Source organism: Gardnerella lacydonensis, from assembly GCF_048545055.1.
GTDB lineage: Bacteria > Actinomycetota > Actinomycetes > Actinomycetales > Bifidobacteriaceae > Bifidobacterium > Bifidobacterium vaginale_C.
Genome location: NZ_JBKQXT010000001.1, coordinates 168,611 through 190,135 on the forward strand (window position 1 = coordinate 168,611; position 21,525 = coordinate 190,135).

A 21,525-nucleotide genomic window follows, 5' to 3' on the forward strand; every position below is an offset into this window, starting at 1 on the left:
GGGGTTTAATTCCCATCGCCTCTAGGCGTAAAAAAGTGCCTGATGAGGTGCATCGGACGCCAAAAAGTGCATGGCGCGCAGACTCGCTTTCCGTGCGCGTTTCATGCTGTTATCTCAAGCTGCTATGGAAGTCGTCTTGCACCCCGATAGCGTATCGCGTTGGGCTTTAGAAGCAGCATCAGACACCAACTCTACTTTTATATAAAGGATCACACATGAGTATTAAGCGCGTTGAAGCACGATACAAGCGCAGGCAAATTAAAAGGCAACGCAATCGTGCAGCACAAACCAGGACGGCAACGTTTGAAAATACTAGCAGTTTGCAGTCGCTCACTGACGCGGCTTATGAGGCGTGCAAAACAATCAAATGGAAGAATAGTGTGCAACAGTATATGAACAGTGCGATGCTTAATACTTTGCGCGCTCACAAGCTTATGACCAATGACGGTAAAATAACAGGGCGGCGCAAGTGTTTCACGATAATGGAGCGCGGTAAAGTGCGGCATATTCAATCTAGCGCTTTCTGGGAGAAAGTAATACAGAAAAGTATTGCAAGAAACGTTTTAATACCTTGCTATACGCGCTCGTATACTCACGGCAATAGCGCAAATCAGCGCGGTAGAGGTGAAATGTATGCGATAAAACTACTACGCAAACAGTTGGCACGACACTACAGGAAGCACGGCTCGCAAGGCTGGATACTGTTGTGTGATTACTCGAATTATTTTGCGTCAATTCCTCGTGAGAAAGTCTTACAGCAAGCCTCTGAGCGCATACAAGATAAGCGCATAATGCCATGGCTAGAGCAGCTCATGGACGCGGAATGTGATAGTGGCTTAGGTTTAGGCGCGGAAACAAACCAGCAATTAGCAGTGGGATACGTGTCACGCATAGACCATTGGATAGAAGAATGCTCAGGTTGCGAAGCAACTGGAAGATACATGGACGACTTATATGTTATTGACTCGGATCTGCTTAAGCTACGCTCAACGCTCGAACAGATTAAAAAAATGAGCACAGAACTAGGCTTAACACTTAATCCGATAAAAACATATATTACGTCACTACACCATGGCTTTACGTGGCTTAAGAAAAAATGGTATTACACAGAAACTGGACGGATAATAACGCGTCCGATACCAAAGACGATTAAGCGCATGAGACGGCATTTGCGTGCATTGACGCGGCTTGCAGACCGTGGTGAAATCAGCTGGAAGCAAATCAGCGCAATGTATCACTCTTGGCGCGGCACTCTTAAGCACTATAACGCTTGGAGAACAATTCAAAGCATGGACGCTTATTATAAGCAGCTCAAAGCGAAAAATAAGACACTTTAGGACAGCATAGGATAAATAGGAAAACAAAAAGGTACTTTCAATAGTGTTTTGGGTACTTTGGGTACTAATTAAGGTACTAATTTCAGAAAGTTCAGTAAAAGTACGGTAAGAGTCCAATAAGGTTAAAACGCAAAAAGTATGATACGCACGATTAGCTCACGATTAATCAAAGTAGAAACCGCGGAAAATCAACGTTTAATAAAATTTTTCGCACGATTAACTCACGATTAGATGTTCGGGAATTCCGAACAACTCAATTTTTTAGCCACGCAGACAGCGTGGCTTTTTTAATATAAGGAGGAAGAATATGGCATTAAACGGCATTGACATATCGTGGTATCAGCGCGGCATTAATATTGCCGCAGTACCAGCTGATTTTGTCATCGTTAAAGCCACGGAAGGCACATGGTATACAAATCCGTGTTTCCGCGAACAAGCCGACGCGACGCTAAACAGCGGCAAACTGTTGGGAATCTACCACTATATTAGTGGCGGCAACTGGCAAGCCGAAGCAGAATACTTTGTAAATACTGTAAAAGACTATGTTGGTCGCGCCGTGCTCGCACTAGATTTTGAAAGCGGCAACAATAGTGCTTATGGTGATACGGCATACTTGCAACAGTGCGCTCAAACAGTCTACAACCTTACAGGCGTGAGAACTCTTCTTTACGGTGGTCAGCGAGACTATGAGAGACTCGCAGTCGTTAGCAAAGCAACAAATTGCGGCTTGTGGATAGCACAATACGCGAATAATAATCACACTGGATACCAAGATTCGCCTTGGAATGAAGACGCTTATAGTTGCGCAATACGCCAATACTCTAGTGCTGGAGCATTGCCAAACTACGGTGGCAATCTTGACCTTGATAAGTTCTACGGAGACCGCGCCGCATGGGAATCATACGCAAAAAGCGATAGGCAGCAGTCACAAGAAGAGCAGCCAATGCCAGCCATATCTGAAATCACACACGACGAAGACATTAGCACTGTTTACGTGCACATTCCATGGAGCGTGCAGCAGGATATCAGAATGACTGTTGTGCGAGTCGGGAATATTGTGACCGTAAATGGTTGCGGAGGCATGAGCGCTGGAGACGCGCAATGGGCAAAGGCGAACGAGTATATACCAGAAGGCTTCAGACCTACCTCACTTGCAGCGATCACACTCACTGGAGGACGCGCAGCATTGCTAGTACAACCAGACGGCTCAATCTATTACGACGGAGATGCGCGCGACTGTACCACACACCTTAGCGGCACATGGGTGACAAAAGACAACCAACCAGAATAAAAAGACAATAAGGAGAAAAAATATGAATGATGTTGAACTCTTTTTCCTAGAACTCGCAGGTGCAGTAGTTCTGCTCGATTTTATCAGCGGATTTACGAAAGCAGTCTATACTCATAGCGTGGCTAGCAGTAAGATGCGTGATGGATTGTTCCATAAGTTCGCATATGTGCTAATTGTCGCGCTTTGTATTCTGCTTGATTACGCGCAAGCCAAAGTCAATCTCGGCACACATGTTCCACTTGTGCTGATTGCGTGCTGCTACATTGTCATTACAGATATCGTTAGCTTCGTTGAGAACGTTTCCGCGTTCAACTTGCAGATTGCTAACTCACGAATCGTGAGAGTTATCTTATCTGTGGTTGATTGTATAAAAACTTACCTTGGTGGGCAGGAAGATGATGCTATAAATAATGGCAAACATGCGGCGAACGCGGCAGCCGAGGCTATTGCTGAGTTGGATGGACGCGGCAAGCCAACAGACGTCACGCCTACCGAAAATAAGTAGCGTGCAGTATACTCAAAGTATTCTCTGATTGAGAATACAAGTTGAAAATTAGTAATTACCCCTCGCTCCATGCGGGGGGTAATTTTTTATAACTATTTTTCAAATTGTGAAAATGGTATAATAGAAGTAGGTTCTTTTTAGCGTGTTGCACACGGTTTTAAGAGCAGTTTAATCGCTTAAATACGCTTAAACATAGTAGTTCAGGTGTGTCGCTTGGTGTGTCGTCACTGTTTGCGACTTGCTGAAAACGTTGAAATAAAGCCATTCTGATATGCTACAGTGCCCCCTGTGGGACTCGAACCCACAACCCAAGACTTAAAAGGACTCTGCTCTGCCAATTGAGCTAAAGGGGCAACAAATGCCAAGTATACTACATTTTGTAGACTAATCCAACTTATGGCTACATGTAGCGTGTGTTTTGTGGCAAGTTGCTGCAAAATTGCAGGCAAAAATCACAAATTGATCTGTCCTAATTCTTCAAGTTTTTCTTTAATCTGAGTTGCAGTCGGCTCAACCATAAAACTTCCATCGCTAAAAGTAACGACAGGAATATGCTTCTGCCCACTAATATCAATAGCCTTTTGTTCGGCGCCTTCTTCAGATTCAATGTTATGCCAAGTAAAAGCAACATTAAACTTATTAAGCGCAGCTTTAGCTCTGATGCAATCGCCGCACCAATCTGCTCCATAAACATCAATCAATGGCGAGTTTTCCATACGTAATACCCCAATTCAATTTTTGATTACAAAATTAACTTACAAAAGTATTGTATTAAAATGCTAATATTTACGTGATTTTTGCTTACTTTAGCAACAGTCTTTGTTGCAATCTAATCAACTGTCCCTTTAATTTCATAGTCTTTATTATATGAATATAGTTATGGATTTAGATTTGATTATATGGTCCGCTGTTGGCACAGTTATTTTAGCAGTGCTTTTAGTGGCTGCGGCAGTTGTGCTGAGAATTATCGGCAAGTCGCGAGGTCCTTTAATACCTACTAGCAAAGATAATCCACTGCCTAGCGTGGTAAAAAGTGATAGCAATGTTGAACCATCTGCGCCTGAAAACGTTGCCTCTCGAGTTACAAGATTGCGCTCTAAACTTGCTAATAGTGCGAATCCTTTTGGTCGTGCTCTGTTCAGCATATTGAGCAAAGATAATCTTTCAGAAGAAGATTGGCAAGATGTAGAAGATACGCTTTTAATGGCAGATGTTGGAGCACAGGCAAGTGATGAATTGGTTGAATCACTTAGAAAAGATGCTAGGATTTCTGGAACAGCAAGTGCACAAGATGTACGTGAAATACTTCGTGCAAAATTGCTGGATATTGTTGGTGCCAAAACAGATAGAAGCCTAAATGCGGATTCTTCTAAAGCACATAAGCCAAGTGTAATCATGATGGTTGGTGTAAATGGCACTGGAAAAACCACCACTGCTGGGAAACTTGCTAGATTGATGGTTTCGAAAAATCGCTCGGTAATATTAGCTGCAGCAGATACTTTCCGCGCTGCAGCTGCCGATCAGCTTGAAACTTGGGCAAATGCTGTAGGTGTTAAAATCGTTCGATCCGAAAAAGACGGTGCAGATCCAGCTTCTGTAGCGTTTGACGGTGCTACCAAAGCAATGGAATCCAATTCAGATGTTTTGATCGTAGATACGGCTGGAAGGCTGCAAAATAAGGCAAATCTTATGGACGAGCTTGGCAAAATTCGCCGAGTTATTGAAAAAACTGTTCCTGTAGATGAAGTCCTTTTGGTTCTTGATGCTACAACTGGTCAAAATGGCATGGTTCAGGCAAAAGTTTTTGCTGAGGCAATTGGAATTACAGGTGTGGTTTTAACTAAGCTAGACGGTTCTGCGAAAGGCGGCATCGTGGTTTCTGTTCAAAAAGAGCTAGGTGTTCCTGTAAAACTTGTCGGATTGGGAGAAGGTCCAGACGATCTAGCTCCATTCGATCCAGAAAGTTTTGTGGATGGAATATTGGATTAATCTATAGTAATTAGTTATTAATCACGCAGCGCCAGTTGAGTAGAATATAAAAGAACATATAAAATAGAATATTGAAAGCATAACCGCCGAGGGTTGTGTATTGTGAGGTGAAAGATGACCGCAATGGATCCGCAATGGGCATTATTGGCCGCTGCTTTAGTGTTTATAATTACGCCAGGGATTGCTCTATTTTATGGCGGTCGCGAACGAGCAACATCTATGGTCAACATGATGATGCTTTCCGCTGGAGCGATTGCGGTAACAACCATAGTTTGGACGCTATGGGGATGGTCAATGGCTTTCGCTGGAAAAGACATGATTGGCGGCGTTGTGGGCGATCCTGTGAGTGGTTTGCTACTACGTGATTCAATGGTTGCAGATCATGGAATTTTTACTTCTATGGACGCGAACACAGGCTTGTCTGGCGGAGGTATTCCAGCGGCTTTTAGATTAGCGTGCGCTGTTGTAGCAGTTGCTCTTATTACTGGCGCGTTGGCTGGGCGCGTAAAATACGCAATTTGGCTTATATTTGTGGCGGTGTGGGTCACTTTAGTATTTGCTCCTCTAGCGCATATGGTTTGCGGAGGAGGATTGCTTTCTCCTAATGGCGCAATATCACAAGCTCTAGGAATTCAAGTACATGATTTTGCTGGAGGATCGTTGCTGCACCTGACTGCAGCAGTTTCTGCGCTTGCAATCGTGCTAATTATTGGTGGCCATGCGCACTTCCCATTAAAGCGATTTGTGCTTCATACCAAATCCTCTGCTGTTCAAGATAAGAGTAGTAACAGTAGTAACAATTCTGAGCATAAGGGGAATTTGGTTCGTGCATTGTGGGCTGACGTTGCGAGATTTAGTAAATTAGAAACTAATACGGGTTCGTCATCTTCTAAGGCAGAAGATTCTAGTGGTTCTGTTGAAGCTGTTAGTGATGTTGCGGATAATTCTGTAAATGTTCTAAAACGCCATCCGCATAATGTTCCGTTTGTTGTTCTAGGAATTTTTATTATTTGGTTTGGCTGGCTTGGCTTAATGATTGGATCTTCTGTAGGTCTTCCTGGAGTTGCTGGATATGCTTGGGTTTCGTCCACTATTACAGCATCTGCTTCTATGCTTGCTTGGGGTGTTACAGAGCGCTTGCGTTCAGGCTGTTTTACTGCTGTTGGTGCCGCGTCTGGAATTATGGCGGGTTTGGCTGCTAGCGCTGCCGCTGCAGATGTGATTGCGCCTTTATGGGCAATGGTATTAGGTGTTATTGTTGGTGTTGCTACATGCCTTGCAACGCATTCTAAGACTTTTGCGCGTTATGATGGAGCGCTTCACGTTGTGAGTGTGAACGGCATTGCTGCTCTTATTGGTATTTTTGCAGTGGGATTGTTTGCTGATGGTAGCGGACTGTTTTGCGTTGGTGACTGGCATCAGCTTATAGCTCAGATTTGTCTACTTGTAATCACCGTGCTTTATTCCGGTGCAGTTACTGCTTTAGTTGCATTTGGTTTAGAGAAGCTTTTTGGTTGGAGAATATCGGAAGCTAAGGAGCGTAAGGGTGTTGATTTGGCAGATCAGGGTGAGCGCGCATACGACTTTTCGAGTATTGCTCAAGCTAGAGCTGGAGCTGTTGTAGAAGTTGCTGATTCTGAAGAAGGGAAAACCCAAGTTGCAGTTCTTACTCCAGTAGCTATTTCTGTTGATGAATCAGTTGTAGATGCAGATGGTGATTCTGTAGATTCAGATAGTGATTCAGCGGTTGCTGGCGACAATTCAGCTCATTCTGATGACAATGTTTCTGCTCAATCGCAAGACGAAGTTGAATTGGGCGAAGAGAAGATTGAAACTGAAAAAGATGGAGAAGAGTCAGAAAATTCAGAAGAAGCTGATTCTAGTTCTGTGGAAAATAAGTCGGATAAATCTAGAAGTAATTCTAAGAAATCTCAAAAAAAGCAATAAAATATCAAAGTTTGTGTAAAGTAATCCCACATTGGTGTGAATATCTCAAGATTATGACACACACGAGCTAAGCGATGTGGATAAAAACTTTGAGTTATCCACATTTTAGGCGTGTTGCTGTGCGTATATCAAAAAGTTATACACAAATGGGGGATAACATTGTGGATATCCTGCGGATAACTTTTCCAAAAATAATTTTGATTTGCAATTGGCAAATATTTATGATAGCGAAATGGAAAAGGAAAAGTCGCAAGCTTCCGAACATCAGATTTAGAAAAGTAATGTAATAAGTAATAAAAAATAATAAAAGTAATAAAAATAATAGTTTTATTAAATACTTAATCGTATAAATTTTTTCGACAGTACAATAGTGCATTATGACAATAGCTAAGAGCAACACAGTTACCAATAGTCAAGAAGATAAAGAATCTACTATAAACAAAAAAGATTTACTGAAGCATATATTTTCTCTAGCTATTCCTACATTTGGCCAGCTTATCGCAGAGCCAGCGTTTGTTTTAATAGACACCGCAATAGTAGGTCATTTAGGTAAAACGCAGCTAGCAGGGCTTTCAATAGGATCAACTGTGCTTTTAACAACAACGGGACTATGCCTGTTTTTGGCGTACAACACCACAAGCCAAGTCGCGAGACTATTGGGTGCTGGGAAAAATCGTCAAGGGCTAAGCGTTGGAATGGACGGTCTATGGCTGGCTCTTGGGCTAGGTGTTATTTTAACTCTTGTTTTAATGGTGTTTGCTCATCCATTATGTCAAAGTTTTGGAGCAAGCGGCGAAACGCTAAAAAATGCGATTATTTACACTCAAACTGTTATGCCAGGATTGCCTGCAATGCTGCTAATTTACGCGGCAAATGGCATATTCAGAGGACTTAGCAAAGTAAAAATCACACTTTTTGCTGCAGTAAGTGGAGCTGTGCTAAACGCTATTTTAGATATTCTATTTGTGTTCGGAATGAACCTTGGAATTTTTGGTTCTGGAATAGCAACAATGATAGCGCAATGGTATATGGGAATTGTTTTAACGTTGCCAGCGATTTTTTGGGCAGCGCGCGAAAAAGCAAGACTTATGCCGCAAGCGCATAGCATACTTAAAAGCGCTGGAAGTGGAATTCCACTGTTTATACGCACATTGGCGTTGCGTGCATGCATGGTGGCAACTGTTGCAGCGGCTGCGCGACTTGGAACAAACACTTTAGCCGCATACCAAGTTGCAAATTCTTGCTGGAATTTTGTTATGAACATATTAGATGCTATAGGAATTGCAGCTCAAACAATAGTCGCTTCCGCGCTTGGAGCTGGATTATTAAATCGCGCTAATGTAATCACAAAGATATGCGCACAAGTAGGCGCATTGAGTAGTGTAGTTGTTGGATTATTAATGATGCTTGCAGGATGGCTACTATCCCCACTGTTTAGCCCAAACGTAGAAATACAACTTTTAGTTTCAATAGGAATGACGATTCTTGGAATTTTCTTGCCTCTATCTGGATTTATGTGGGCTTTAGACGGAGTGCTAATAGGAGCTGGAGATCACAAGTATTTGGCCAAATCGTGCTCGATTACAGCTATTGTGTACCTTGTTGCGATTAGTGCAATGTGCTTAGTAAATATAGCTTTCTGCTCTACTGACATAATTAGAACTGTGTCATTGTGGGTGGCGCTAAACCTTGTATACATTGGTGGAAGAGCTTTAGGAAATTCGCATAGGGTTAAAACAGATGATTGGATGAAGTCTGCAAGTATGTAAGTATGTGAATATGTGAGGTATACAAATATGTGAGGTATACAAATATGTAAAATATGCAACTTGCTACTTGTGTTGATTTATATCAACTTTTGTTGGTGTGCTCCGTGCAGACGTTTATACTCGATTTTATGGCAGATAATGATATGTGGCAGTCAAATCGAAATGACTCAAACCGATTAAACAACGCTAACGCTAATGTTAGCTTGTTTGACAAGGTTCCGCCTCACGATGAAGATGCGGAAATGGCTGTTTTAGGCGGAATGCTAATGAGCAAGGATGCTATTGGCGAAGTCTCGCAAATCCTAGAAACAGCAGACTTTTACGTTCCAAAGCATCAAACGATTTACGACGCGATTATAAGCCTGTTTTCTGGCTCACAACCAGTAGACGTTGTTTTAGTCGCAAACGAGCTTCTAAAAGACGAAAACTTGGAGAAAATTGGTGGAGCAGACTACTTGCATAGCCTTGTAGCATGCGTTCCTACAGCCGCAAACGCGCTATATTATGCGGATATTGTGCACAAAAATGCAATTTTGCGAAACGTGATTGCCGCTGGAACAAAGATTGCGCAAATGGGGTATTCTGCTACGGGAGATCAAGCGGAAGACGTTGTAAATCTTGCACAATCCGAAGTTTATGAGATGAGTTCTGGCAAAGTTCACCAGGATTATTCCGCTATTGGTCCTGTTGTGCAAGATGCTCTAGAGCAGTTAGACAAGTTGCAAAGTAACGAGATTGAAAAAGGCGTTCCAACAGGATTTAGAGATATTGACGATATGACGCAAGGCTTGCAACCAGGGCAAATGGTAGTCGTAGCTGGTAGGCCTGCAATGGGAAAGTCAACTCTTGGAATCGACTTTGCGCGTTCTGCAGCGTTGCATCACAATATGACAACAATCGTGTTCTCGCTAGAAATGAACAAGTTGGAGCTTGCTCAAAGAATAATCGCAGCCGAAACAGATATTCCAATGACTGCAATGCATCGCGGAACTTCGGAAGACATTACAACAGATAGGTGGACTAAGCTAAATGCGTTTTGGTCAAAGATGAAAGACGCTCCGCTTTTTATAGACGATAGCCCAAATATGAGTCTTATGGAAATTCGCGCAAAATGCAGACGACTAAAGCAAACGAACGATCTAAAGCTAGTTGTAATCGACTATTTGCAACTTATGACTTCTGGAAAGAAAGTTGAATCTAGACAGCAAGAGGTCTCGGAGTTTTCGCGTGCATTAAAGCTGCTCGCAAAAGAGCTAGAAGTGCCAGTTGTTGCTCTAAGCCAGCTAAACCGCGGACCAGAAATGCGAAACGATAAAAAGCCTCAGCTTTCGGATTTGCGTGAATCGGGATCTATTGAACAGGATGCTGACGTTGTGTTTCTTGTGCATAGACCTGATTTTTACAACAAAGAAGATCGCCCAGGAGAAGCAGACATTATTATGGCAAAGCATCGTAATGGTCCTACAGAAACGTTTAATCTAGCTTTTCTTGGAGCAACATCTAAGTTTAAAGATATGCCGCAAGGATACCAGCCGCAATCATATTCGCAAGGCAATGATGCTCAAGGTTATGATTCGCATCAGTCTCAGGCATATCAGCAGTAGAAGTTAATAGGGGGATTGATGATCGCCAAAAATAAAGTGGTAAAACGCTGTTGTTTTGGATTCATAATGCCAGCTGTAGGAAAACTGGTTAGGATGATTTCGCGCGCGACAAACCACGGAGGAAGTGCTTTACCAGGCAAAGTTGTAGAAACACTAGACCCTGGGTTTTTGGCTAGAACGCTGGGGAGTTTGCCTTACGGAGTTGTGTTAATTTCTGGAACTAACGGTAAAACAACTACAACTCGCATGGTTGCGTCTATGCTTAGAGATGCTGGATTGCGCGTGTTTACAAATCCTACGGGATCGAATTTCACACGCGGAGTTGTAGCAGCATTGGTGCAAGAAATGCCTGTTTTTGGCACAAAGTTAGATGCGGATATAGCTGTTTTAGAGCTTGATGAAGCTTACGCGGTGCATTTTGTAAATCAAATAAAGCCGCAATATTCTCTGCTTTTAAACGTTATGCGAGATCAGTTAGATAGATTTGGTGAGATTGACACTACAGCTAAATTGTTGAGCAATGTTGCGCACGCAACTAAGCGAGTAGTTGTGTTAAATCGCGAAGATCCGCGAATTTCTGCGCTTTCTAAAGATGTTTTGCCGTCTTGTAAGGTAAAATATTTCGGTTTGGATGAATCGCTAAGAAGCATGTTTCCAACTGACGACGATTTGCATAGTGATTTGCATAGTGATTTGGGCGGCGATTTTAATGGCGATTCGCGTAACCTTCCGCATGCAGATGTTGTTTTGGCAAAAGTTGCAGATAATAAAGCCGATTTTTTGATTGATGGGCATAGAAAAACTACTAGCGTTAAGTTGCGAGGCGTGTATAACGTTTTTAACGCAGCTGCTGCGTCTACGATTGTGCGCGCTATTTTGGCAGATGCTGCTAAAAAAGATGCAACACTCGCAAAATTCGACGACGATGCGCTTATGGAAGCTATTTCTCGCGTAACGCCAGCATTTGGTCGAGGCGAAGTAATCGAAGTTAACGGTGCTCCTGTGGAGCTTGTTCTAGTGAAAAATCCTATTGGATTTAGACTTGCGCTCGCTTCGGATAAGCCTGCAAATCATGACACAATGATTGCGATTTGTGACGAATACGCGGATGGGCGAGACATGAGCTGGCTGTGGGACGTTGATTTTACATGCTTTAGTGGCACTGGAGTCACTTGTGTTTCTGGCACGCGCGCGTGGGATATGGCTTTGCGTTTACAATACGACAAAGTTGCCTCTAGAAATGTGAACACTGATTTAGAAGAAGATGTTAAAACCTTTGTAAATGGTGATTTTAGTAGTGATGCTAAAAATGCTAAGCGCATATATTGCACATACACTGCTATGCTTCGCGTGCGATCTACGTTGGGGCAAATCGCAAGTGTTAAAGACGTTGGAGTTGGAAAGTAGCAAGAAAGTAGTCATCATGAATGATATGAGTGATGTTAATTATATTAGTCAAGCGAATGCTACTAATAAAGCCGAAAATCGTGTATTAGATATTGTGTCGCTGTACCCGAAAGACATGAATATTTACGGTGACTATGGCAATGTGCTTACGATTATGCGCAGAGCGGAATTGTATGGTTACAAGCCCGTGTTGCACGAGTACAACGTTGGCGATGATTGGCCAAAGCAAGTAGATATGATTCTTGGTGGCGGCGGTCAAGATCATGGTCAAAGTAGGGTTACGGATGATTTATTTGCGCGCGCAGACGCAATTCGTGAGCTTGCAAAAGATGGTGTTCCAATGTTAATGATTTGTGGACTATACCAGCTTTTTGGAGAATACTTTGAGACTGTTGAAGGTCAAAAGCTTAAAGGCATTGGCATACTCGGCGAGCATACGGTTGGTCAAGACGTGCGCATGATTGGAAACCTTGTTGAGCATAGCCGCGATTTTGGCGATATTGTGGGCTACGAGAACCATTCTGGACGCACAAGCTTGGAGAGTGGCACGCAGCCACTCGGCTCGGTTGATGGTGAAAATTGTGGTAATAATGGTGAAGACCACACTGAAGGCGCGCGCAAATACAACGTTATCGGCACTTATATGCACGGCTCAGTTTTGCCGAAAAATCCGCGTTTGGCTGACTTTTTAATTCGTACAGCTGCGCAGAATCGTTATGGAGAATTTGAGCCAAAACAAACTGATGCTCAGCGCGCGGAGCTTGCGAAATTAGACGAATTAGCAGATCGCGCTCGCGAAGTTGCTGTAACTCGTCCGCGGTAAAACTTGCAAATTCTAAAACTTGTCAGATCTAAATACAAAGCCTGAATACAAAAGCCTGCTGAACTTGCAAAGTGTTGCAAATCAGCAGGCTATTTTGTAGTTTTTGATTCTAGCTTCTATATTCTAGTTTTCGTTTTATTTGGTTAGTAACTATTAGTCAATTAAACCATACAAGCGATCGCCAGCGTCGCCAAGACCAGGAACGATATAAGCTTTGTCGTTCAAATGCTCATCAACAGCGCAAACAACAACCTTAAAGTCAATAGAAGGATCAATCTCCTTCTCAATGCGCTCCAAGCCTTCTGGCGCTGCCAAAATGTTAATAGCAGTAACATCTTTAGCGCCGCGCTCTGCCAAGTAGTGCGTAGCGGCAATAAGAGTGCCACCAGTAGCAAGCATTGGGTCCAGCAAGAAGCACTGACGGCCAGTCAAATCTTCTGGCAAACGGTTGGCATAAGTGACAATATCGAGCGTCTGCTCGTCGCGCTTCATACCAAGGAATCCAACCTCAGCGGTTGGAAGAAGGCGAGTCATGCCGTCAAGCATACCCAAGCCTGCGCGCAAAACTGGCACAACCATTGGGCGTGGACGGTTCAAATGCTTGCCGGTCATCTTGCAAATAGGAGTCTCAATCTCGCGATCGCTAACTTCCAAATTGCGGGTTGCTTCATATGCTTCGAGAGTTACCAATTCGGAAACTAACTCGCGGAAAATGTTAGAAGGTGTATTCTTATCACGCAAAACGGTGAGCTTGTGGTCCACCAGCGGATGATGTAAAACATGAAGATCCATACCTTCTAGATTAGTGCAAGCGCGGCATGTTAAGCTATCGGCGTGCCGTGACTATTTAGAAAAAATATAAACAAGTGTTAATGAAGGTTGAATTTTGTGAATTGCTGGAGAATATAAAACATTCTTAAAAACGCTGACTTGCGAAAGCGCCTGTCGGCGCAAACGCCGCTCGCAGCGGCAAAAAATGGAGCCCGGGGCTTAAACACAAGCCAGCGTCACTTCCTGAGTATACATGCTTTTAGATTTCAGCGCGCCGCATTATTGTATAACAAATAAACGCAGTGTGATAACAAACAAACTAATCGAGTTTTCCAAGTCTCCACAATTTAGCTCCATTAGCGAAGCATAAGGAAAGTGCATGCACGTTTGCAGATTTGTGCAAAATGCGAGCAAGAAGCTGTGAATCATCTCTTTTGGAATCGTTCATCTTCTGTGTTAATTTTTTCGCATAAGAACGCATTCCGCGCGAAATAATCGCAGTAAACGCAGAAGCTCGATATAGAGCAACAGCAAAATCGCCAGTAAAAGCACCAGAAAGAATAGAATCCGCGAGTCGCGCAATATCTTCTCCTGTAGGAGCTTCGTCAATTCCAGTAATTGCGGAAGCGCTAGTTGTAGAAGGTTCTCCAAGATTCCAATACTCCGCATATGCTTCTCGCTGTTTACGCAAAGACTCCCGAAGCAAATATAGCCTAAAAAGCATTCCAGGAAGCGAATCAGGTTGCGCTTGACTCCACAAGTCTGCGATGACCTCAATGCCCTCATTCTCAACCAAATTCAGTACGCGTTCCACAATCTCTGGAGATTGTGTTTTATGCACGCGGTTAAGCAGAACTGCTGCTGAAGTGTGGCTGATTTCGTTTACAATTTGTGGATCTGTGCCGCCTTCAATTTGTGCGAGCATTGCAGGATCCATTTGTGCAGGTCGGCTTGGGCGACTTGCGCCTATTGGACTTGGCATAAAAGCAGATCTGCTCGAATGAATAGAACTCGATTGTGAATTAAGGCTAGTAGACAATTGGTAACACCTTTTCAATATCAATAATGCGAGCGCCTTTAGAAGTATTGCTAATATGCAAAACTATTGCGCTACCAGTAGGCATGTATGGAGATTTTTGGCTAAGTATACGTTTATGCGCCCGCGGTTTTGTGATTCCTCGCAAATAGTCAAAGAAAGTGCCGATAATAGGGCGGTGCAAACACATAACTGTTGAATTGTTAATGTTTTCTTCTGTATTTTGTGCGTTTTGTGTGTTTTTTACGTTGCAATCAAGATTTTGTATTTCACTTATAAGAACAGATAATGTAGATTTTGGTTTATTCTCATGATGATCTTCAGTAAGTTCCGCAATCTGTTCTATAGGAAGAGAAGAATCGTGTGCAAAAGTTGCAACAGTTTCTACGCAACGTTTCCAAGGTGACGAAACAATTCGATTTGGAGCATAGCAAGCAAGCTCACGACCTAGAGCGTAGGATGCTGCAGATCCAAGAGGAGTGATTGGACGAGTTGCTTCGCTGCCTTGCCATGATTTACGGGATTCAGCTTTTCCATGTCGTACTAGTATTAATGTTTTATATTCAGTTTGACCAGCGTGTAGCTTTTCAAGAAAAGCATCTAAAACTTTTCTATCGCTATCGTGTGTGAGTTTTTTGCGAGCTTTAGAAGGAGTAAGCCATATAACATTGCCAATTTCAGTAGGTTTTGCTGGTTTTATTGGGCCAAATGCTGGTAGTCGCCTCATTGCAGAATTTTCGTCTATTTTGCGCATCATCCAGTAGTGAATTCGCTTAACTACTTCTGTTTTATTGTTGTTTTGTGAACTGTTTTTCGCACCGCTTTTTGAGATTGATTTTTTGCCTTCGTTTTCAAGCGGATATTCTATTTGGGCAATGTGAGGTCCGAGTGTGACTGCGTAGCCTGTTTCTTCCCCAACTTCGCGCACAGCTGTATGGCGATGCGACTCATTGTCTTCATTCTTGCCTTTTGGCCAGCTCCAATCGTCATATTTTGGTCGGTAAACAAGGCAAAGCTCAAAGTCGTCATCGCTTATCATGCTCGCTTGATTGCTTGTCTTTTTCAAGTCACTTGTGTTTGAGCTGTCTATTGTATTTCGCTTGCGATAAATAATTCCGCCAGCAGCCTCAACGTATCGCGTCGTTACTACACTCATATTCATTATTTTAGCGGTTTTCTTCCGCAACTTTTAGTTGTTCCATAATGTTTTATATTTTGTGCACAGTAATAATTGTGATGCACGTGTTTTGAGTAAGTCATATATTTTTGCTGTACAATCCCAAGAACTACTAAAACTGGCAAAGTGCTATGACGATTTGGCTGCTGGAATGCTTGAGATTTAGTCAGATTAAAAGGAGCAATAAATACAACAAGAGCCAGAATCATATTGCTGAATCTGGCTCTTTGCCTATCGTTTATTAGTTACTCGCAATCAGTTCACACCTCGAGGTTTGCGTGTGTGAGTGTGAATTAGATATTCCTGACTATCGACTAGAGGACGACCTTCGGAATCGCGAGAATGTAGCGTGTATGTGCCGTCTCCATCCATCCACCAAGAAACTGTTGAATCAGCCATTTGCAAGTCAATGTATTGAATCAACGCTTCAACTTGGTCTGGAGCACTTATGCGAACCAGTGTTTCAACGCGTCTATCAAGATTGCGGTGCATCAAATCTGCAGAGCCAATCCAAACTTCAGGTCCGCTTGCAGGACCATCGCCAATTTGCGGCCCGCAAGAATTAGCAAAAGCGTAGATTCGGCTGTGCTCAAGGAATCTGCCAAGAATAGAACGAACGCGAATATTCTCGCTCAATCCTTCAATGCCAGGCTTTAACGAGCAAATTCCACGCTCAACAATGTCAATCTTTACGCCAGCTTGAGCAGCGCGGTACAAAGCGTCAATCGTCTTTTCGTCAACAACAGAATTGACTTTAATCTTAATCCACGCTTCTTTACCAGCAAGAGCCGCTGCCTCTTCCCTGCGAATTCGCTCAATAATGCCAGTTCGAACTGTGCGAGGAGCCACAAGCAAGCGATGGAAGCTTGACTTTGGAGCATAACCTGAAAGCTGATTGAACAAGCGAGTCAAATCTTGACCAACTACAGGATCGCAAGTAAGCAATCCCAAATCTGTATAAAGTCGAGCCGTCTTAGGATTGTAGTTGCCAGTTCCAACGTGGCAATAGCGGCGCAATCCCTCGGCTTCTTGGCGAACCACAAGCGAAAGCTTGCAATGCGTCTTCAATCCAACAATGCCGTAAACAACGTGAACGCCTGCGCGCTCAAGCTTGCGCGCCCAAGCAATGTTGGCGTCTTCGTCGAATCGCGCTTTAATCTCAACCAACGCAAGTACCTGCTTACCTGCATGTGCCGCATCTACAAGAGCGTCGATAATTGGCGAATTGCTAGACGTGCGATACAAAGTTTGCTTAATTGCAAGCACCTTTGGATCTGCCGCCGCCTGCGCCAAGAACGCCTGAACAGACGTAGAGAACGAATCGTAAGGGTGATGCAACAAAATATCGTGCTCGCGAATCGACGCGAAAATATCCTGCGCATGGCTAGTTTCAACTTCTGCAATCTGACGATTCGTAGTAGGAATAAACGGACGATACTTCAAATCTGGACGATCGAGTGCCTGTAATTCAAAAAGAACCGTCATATCTAGTGGCGAAGGCAAACGATAGACTTCCTCAGGGTTTACGCGCAATTGATTAGCGAGAAGCTGCGAAAGGAATGGGCTAGCTTCGTCGGAAATCTCAAGACGAATAGGCGGCCCAAAACGACGACGCAAAAGCTCCTTTTCCATAGCGTTAAGCAAGTTTTCTGCATCGTCTTCCTCAACGTCAATATCCTCGTTACGTGTAACGCGGAATGAGCGAGCTTCCTTAATAATCATGCCTGGGAAAAGCGATTCCAAATGTGCTGCAATCAACTTTTCCATAGTAATGAATCCGTAGCGCTCTTCGCGACCTTCTTCATCTGTTAAATCATCAACTGGAACAAGACGATTCAAATTATCTGGAATCTTTACGCGAGCAAAATGCGACTTTCCAGAATTCGGATTTTCTACAATAACAGCCAAGTTAATAGACTTGCCAGAAATATATGGGAACGGGTGTGCAGGATCCACTGCAAGTGGCGTTAATACTGGGAAAACCTGCTTGCGATAATAGTCCGAAAGTCTATCTTTTTCGGATTGCGTAAGCTTGTCCCAACTGAGCATAACAATGCGCTGCTTAGCAAGCTCTGGCAAAATATGGTCGATTACGTAATGCGCATGCTCATCTTGACGACGATGTGTAACCTCGCTAATTGCGCGCAATTGTTGACGTGGGCTTAGCCCACTTGCCGCGGTTACTGCGATTCCTGAGTCAATTCGGCGCTTTAAGCCTGCAACTCGAACCATAAAGAACTCGTCTAGGTTGGAGGCAAAAATAGCTGCAAAATTAGCACGTTCGAGAAGTGGTAAATCAGTATTTTGCGCTAACTCAAGCACGCGACGATTGAACTTTAACCAGCTTAATTCTCGGTCAAAGAAGCGATCTTTTGGCAACGGTAGCTCGCCCTCACGAGCTTCACGCTTTTCTGCCTTTTCGTCTTCGGCGATGTGCTCTGCAATTTGACCGCGCAGAATCGCCTTTGAGGGAGCGTCAAAAATTTGTACCATACTCTGTAATTGTATGCGTTGTAAGGGAAGTGCGCGACTGAGTGTCGGCAGCTATGCGGCTCGACACGCCGATGATTGCAATATGTGAACGCATCTGAACATGACAACCATTGCATATTCACAAAATGATGCAAAACTATCTATTTTTTGTGTGCGAATGAACACTAATTACAATATGTGAACAAAGATGGTTTTGTACTTTACTAAAGAACAAAAAACAGTAATAATAAGAATCACAAGAACAAATTAAAAGAGCGGTAGACCACAGAAAATGTATGGATGTTAGATTCCAATTTACGTTGGACGGATATTTGAGACTTTACCGTTGCAACGAGGATGTTGTGCAGATAGAACCGCTGAAGATTGTTTTTGTAAGTAAGAGGCTCGCCAGTGTGGCGGGCCTCTTTTGATATATGGCTATTTGATATTTACTCGCAGTGTCGTGTTCATAGGGGAAACTATCAAAGAATAATTGTTGGAATAATAATTGCTGGATTCATTTTCTTAGCTTCTTTGAAAATGAGATGTAGTACAAAAGCAAAAGCAGCAAAACAATTAAGAAGGATCGAAGGACCATGCAACATTCATTTACAGTAATGTTGGCAGCCGAGTTTATTGGAACTGCCATTCTTATGATTTTTGGCAATGGAGCTGTTGCCAATGTTGAACTTAAAAACACTAAAGGTCATCACGCAGGTTGGCTAAATATTGCTATGGGCTATGGTTTTGGCGTTATGTTCCCAGTGCTCATGTTTGGCGGAATTTCTGGTGCGCACATAAATCCTGCTATGACAATTGCACAAGCTGTTTGCGGAATGTTCCCTTGGCAAAATGTTGCACCTTATATTGTGGCTCAGCTTTTGGGCGCATTGGTCGGTCAGCTTATTGTGTACGTAACTTATTTGCCACATTACAACGAAACCGAAGAGCCAGAGGCTATTCTTGGTACGTTCTGCACTACGGACGCTTACAATAACAAGCTTAACTACTTCCTAAATGAATTCTTTGGTACGCTCGTGCTTGTTTTGGCTGCGCTTTGCTGCCTTACTTCTCCTTGGGGAGAGAAGAATTTGGCTGGCGCTTCAATCGTAGTCGGCTTTGTTGTTTGGGGATTGGTGACTTCTATGGGTGGTCCGACTGGTCCTGCTTTGAATCCTGCTCGAGACCTTATGCCACGTTTGCTACACGCCATTTTGCCAATTCCACACAAGGGTTCTTCTCGCTGGGGTGAGGCGTGGATTCCAGTGGTTGCTCCTACTGCTGGCGCAATTTTGGGCGTACTTATGTTTAAGTCGTTATTTGCGTAAAACATTTGCTTTTAACTGTTATTGATTGCGGTTGATTACGGTTGTAAGAAGCGCGTGATGCTAGTATGAATGCGTTACGCGCTTTTTATTTTGCAAGCTTGTGCTTATTAAAAAAGGTATTAAGAAAGACGGAATAATGTTTTCGAAGTCAACTATTGCTATTGGACGTTTCGCACCGACTCCTTCTGGGCGTATGCATATTGGCAATATGGTAGCAATGTTGGCTGCTTGGCTTTCTGCAAAATCGCAAGGCGGCAACATGCTTTTGCGTTTGGAAGATCTCGATATTGCGCGAATGCCGAAGGATGCCAGCGCGCGAGTGATTGACGATTTGCATTGGGCTGGTCTTGATTGGATTGGTGAGCCGACTTATCAGCATAATCGCAATGCTATCTACCAAGAAGCTCTTGAGACGCTAGAATCTTTGCAAGATAGTGACGGAAATTCATTAATCTACCCTTGTTTTTGCTCGCGTTCCGATATTCGCGCAATTGCAGCTCCGCAAGAAGGAGATGGTTTCATACGCTACCCGGGTACGTGCAGAAATCTTCGCAAAAACGCGGAAGGATTGGCGCAAATCGAAAAGCGTTTGCAAAATAATCAGCAACATTCTTTGCGACTTGCGGTACCGTCGGCTGATTCGCCGCAAGCAAATATTGATTTTGAAGATGCGATTTTTGGCGAGCAATCTTTTAACATTAATCGCGATTTGGGAGATATGGTGATTCGCCGCGCGGATGGCGTCTTTTCCTACCAGCTTGCGGTTGTTGTTGACGATGTGCTTTCGGGAGTAAATGATATTGTGCGCGGACGCGATTTGCTGCGTTCGGCAGCGCTTCAAATTTGGATTGGTGAGCTGCTGGAAAAGTCGGGATTCTTTGCGGATCACGGTGTGCATTACGTGCGTCCGCAATTTGCGCACTTGCCGCTAATTGATAACGCTCAAGGCGAGCGACTCGCAAAAAGTAAGCACTCGCTAGATGTTGGTGCGCTTCGTGAATCTGGTTGGAGCGCTGAGCGCATGATTGGTTACTGCATGTATCTTTTGGGATACAAGAATCCTGAGCAAACTCGCCCAGCAGATATGAGTGCAAACGATGCGCTCGCGTTATTTAAAAGCGACGAAACGCCGTGGGATTCTGTTCGCACAAACCTAGCAGACAAATCCGTGCCCTTCCTCGACTAAACTATGTATTTAGAATGATAGATTGGGGCAATAAATGGCATATATGACGCAAAAAGATTTAGCGAATACTGAGGTCGATTGTGTTCGTGCGTGTCAAATTGCCGACGGCGTGCACAGCGTGCAAGATGCCATTGCTCAAGCCGAATCGCATTATGGTCGCAAAGCTGGATCTGTTACACTACTTGCCGCAACTAAAACGCGAGATGTTGGCGAAATCATGGCAGCGCTTAAAGCTGGAGTGCGAGTAATTGGGGAAAATCGTCCGCAAGAAATTGTTGCAAAAGCAGAAATTTTACGCGTGGAGGCTGCTAAAGAAGGCTTAAGCGTTGGTGTAAACGGCGAAATCCCGCTATACTTAATAGGTCAGCTGCAAAGCAATAAAATAAACAAAGTCTTGCCGCTTGCAAATGGTATTCAGTCGGTTGACGGCATTGATCTTGCGCAAAAAATATCTGCTCGCGCGCAAAATTTGGGACTTTGCACAGACGTTATGTTGGAAGTGAACGTTTCGGGAGAAGCTACGAAATCTGGGTGCGTGCCAGAACGTGCGATTGACGAAGCACTCGCTATATCTAGCTTGTCATCACTTAATTTGTGCGGGTTCATGACGCTTGGAGCGCGCGTGGATGATGAAAAAATAGTGAGAAGTGGTTTCGCAAAATTGCGAGAAATTAGAGATTGCGTAAGTGAACAACTCGCGCAAGATCATGATGGAAACTCTGCAAAATTAGAGCTTTCGATGGGAATGTCTGGCGATTTTGCGTGGGCGATTGCCGAAGGTTCTACGATGGTTCGAATCGGTTCGGCAATCTTTGGCCCGCGCGCATTTGTGTAGTATTAAGTTTTGTCTAGCTTCTGATTTTTATCTTTTACTTTTATTGCC

The 21,525-nt window shown here is 43.6% G+C and carries 18 protein-coding genes and 1 tRNA gene; 12 read left to right on the forward strand and 7 right to left on the reverse strand.

The genetic code is table 11. The annotated features are described in order from the left end of the window. Positions 1 to 215: 215 nt before the first annotated feature. The 3 genes from ACJV45_RS00785 (at position 216) to ACJV45_RS00795 (ending at position 3,133) form a co-directional block, all read left to right on the forward strand. Positions 216 to 1,337, forward strand: a complete 1,122-nt coding sequence (locus ACJV45_RS00785) for an RNA-directed DNA polymerase (RefSeq protein WP_419397436.1) — start codon at positions 216 to 218, stop codon at positions 1,335 to 1,337. Between the two features lie 307 nt (positions 1,338 to 1,644). Beyond that, positions 1,645 to 2,628 (forward strand): GH25 family lysozyme, encoded by a 984-nt coding sequence (locus tag ACJV45_RS00790; protein WP_419397437.1) that lies wholly within the window; start codon positions 1,645 to 1,647, stop codon positions 2,626 to 2,628. Positions 2,629 to 2,650: 22 nt separating this feature from the next. Further along, positions 2,651 to 3,133 (forward strand): phage holin family protein, encoded by a 483-nt coding sequence (locus ACJV45_RS00795; protein ID WP_419397438.1) that lies wholly within the window; start codon positions 2,651 to 2,653, stop codon positions 3,131 to 3,133. A 280-nt stretch (positions 3,134 to 3,413) separates the two neighbouring features. Here ACJV45_RS00795 and ACJV45_RS00800 read toward each other — a convergent pair. Together ACJV45_RS00800 and ACJV45_RS00805 are read right to left on the reverse strand one after the other, a co-directional pair. Further along, positions 3,414 to 3,486 (reverse strand) — tRNA-Lys (locus ACJV45_RS00800). Positions 3,487 to 3,585: 99 nt separating this feature from the next. Further along, positions 3,586 to 3,849, reverse strand: a complete 264-nt coding sequence (locus tag ACJV45_RS00805; protein WP_004120292.1) for a glutaredoxin domain-containing protein — start codon at positions 3,847 to 3,849, stop codon at positions 3,586 to 3,588. Between the two features lie 151 nt (positions 3,850 to 4,000). Here ACJV45_RS00805 and ftsY point away from each other — a divergent pair, with 151 nt between their 5' ends. The 6 genes from ftsY (at position 4,001) to ACJV45_RS00835 (ending at position 12,672) form a co-directional block, all read left to right on the forward strand. Then, entirely contained in the window at positions 4,001 to 5,122 is a 1,122-nt protein-coding gene (gene ftsY, locus ACJV45_RS00810; RefSeq protein WP_419397439.1) for a signal recognition particle-docking protein FtsY, read from the forward strand. Positions 5,123 to 5,236: 114 nt separating this feature from the next. Then, positions 5,237 to 7,069 carry an ammonium transporter gene (locus ACJV45_RS00815; RefSeq protein WP_419397440.1) on the forward strand — a complete coding sequence of 611 codons (1,833 nt, stop codon included), beginning with the start codon at positions 5,237 to 5,239 and terminating at the stop codon, positions 7,067 to 7,069. Between the two features lie 377 nt (positions 7,070 to 7,446). Then, positions 7,447 to 8,838 (forward strand): MATE family efflux transporter, encoded by a 1,392-nt coding sequence (locus ACJV45_RS00820; RefSeq protein ID WP_004120297.1) that lies wholly within the window; start codon positions 7,447 to 7,449, stop codon positions 8,836 to 8,838. A gap of 128 nt (positions 8,839 to 8,966) precedes the next feature. Beyond that, positions 8,967 to 10,442, forward strand: a complete 1,476-nt coding sequence (dnaB, locus tag ACJV45_RS00825) for a replicative DNA helicase (RefSeq protein WP_019261729.1) — start codon at positions 8,967 to 8,969, stop codon at positions 10,440 to 10,442. Positions 10,443 to 10,508: 66 nt separating this feature from the next. Beyond that, positions 10,509 to 11,849, forward strand: coding sequence for a MurT ligase domain-containing protein (locus ACJV45_RS00830; RefSeq protein WP_415690554.1), 1,341 nt, complete (start codon positions 10,509 to 10,511; stop codon positions 11,847 to 11,849). 16 nt (positions 11,850 to 11,865) lie between these two features. Further along, positions 11,866 to 12,672 carry a type 1 glutamine amidotransferase gene (locus ACJV45_RS00835; RefSeq protein WP_419397441.1) on the forward strand — a complete coding sequence of 269 codons (807 nt, stop codon included), beginning with the start codon at positions 11,866 to 11,868 and terminating at the stop codon, positions 12,670 to 12,672. A 153-nt stretch (positions 12,673 to 12,825) separates the two neighbouring features. Here ACJV45_RS00835 and upp read toward each other — a convergent pair whose 3' ends face one another. The 5 genes from upp to ACJV45_RS00860 form a co-directional block, all read right to left on the reverse strand. Next, a complete protein-coding gene (gene upp, locus ACJV45_RS00840) occupies positions 12,826 to 13,464 on the reverse strand; it encodes a uracil phosphoribosyltransferase (protein ID WP_004120306.1) in 639 nt (212 codons plus the stop codon). 298 nt (positions 13,465 to 13,762) lie between these two features. Then, a complete protein-coding gene (locus ACJV45_RS00845) occupies positions 13,763 to 14,425 on the reverse strand; it encodes a hypothetical protein (protein ID WP_020761430.1) in 663 nt (220 codons plus the stop codon). Between the two features lie 46 nt (positions 14,426 to 14,471). Next, positions 14,472 to 15,635, reverse strand: a complete 1,164-nt coding sequence (locus ACJV45_RS00850) for an NUDIX hydrolase (RefSeq protein WP_419397442.1) — start codon at positions 15,633 to 15,635, stop codon at positions 14,472 to 14,474. Between the two features lie 5 nt (positions 15,636 to 15,640). After that, complete coding sequence (locus ACJV45_RS00855; RefSeq protein WP_004120311.1) at positions 15,641 to 15,865, reverse strand: hypothetical protein; 225 nt, start codon at positions 15,863 to 15,865, stop codon at positions 15,641 to 15,643. 46 nt (positions 15,866 to 15,911) lie between these two features. Then, complete coding sequence (locus ACJV45_RS00860) at positions 15,912 to 18,149, reverse strand: RNA degradosome polyphosphate kinase (RefSeq protein WP_004120313.1); 2,238 nt, start codon at positions 18,147 to 18,149, stop codon at positions 15,912 to 15,914. 575 nt (positions 18,150 to 18,724) lie between these two features. Here ACJV45_RS00860 and ACJV45_RS00865 point away from each other — a divergent pair. The 3 genes from ACJV45_RS00865 to ACJV45_RS00875 all read left to right on the forward strand — a co-directional run bounded on the left by ACJV45_RS00865 (position 18,725) and on the right by ACJV45_RS00875 (position 21,477). Continuing rightward, positions 18,725 to 19,456, forward strand: coding sequence for an MIP/aquaporin family protein (locus ACJV45_RS00865; protein WP_004120315.1), 732 nt, complete (start codon positions 18,725 to 18,727; stop codon positions 19,454 to 19,456). Positions 19,457 to 19,592: 136 nt separating this feature from the next. Next, positions 19,593 to 20,642, forward strand: a complete 1,050-nt coding sequence (locus ACJV45_RS00870) for a glutamyl-Q tRNA(Asp) synthetase (RefSeq protein ID WP_419397443.1) — start codon at positions 19,593 to 19,595, stop codon at positions 20,640 to 20,642. 34 nt (positions 20,643 to 20,676) lie between these two features. Continuing rightward, complete coding sequence (locus tag ACJV45_RS00875) at positions 20,677 to 21,477, forward strand: YggS family pyridoxal phosphate-dependent enzyme (RefSeq protein WP_419397444.1); 801 nt, start codon at positions 20,677 to 20,679, stop codon at positions 21,475 to 21,477. Positions 21,478 to 21,525 lie beyond the last annotated feature (48 nt).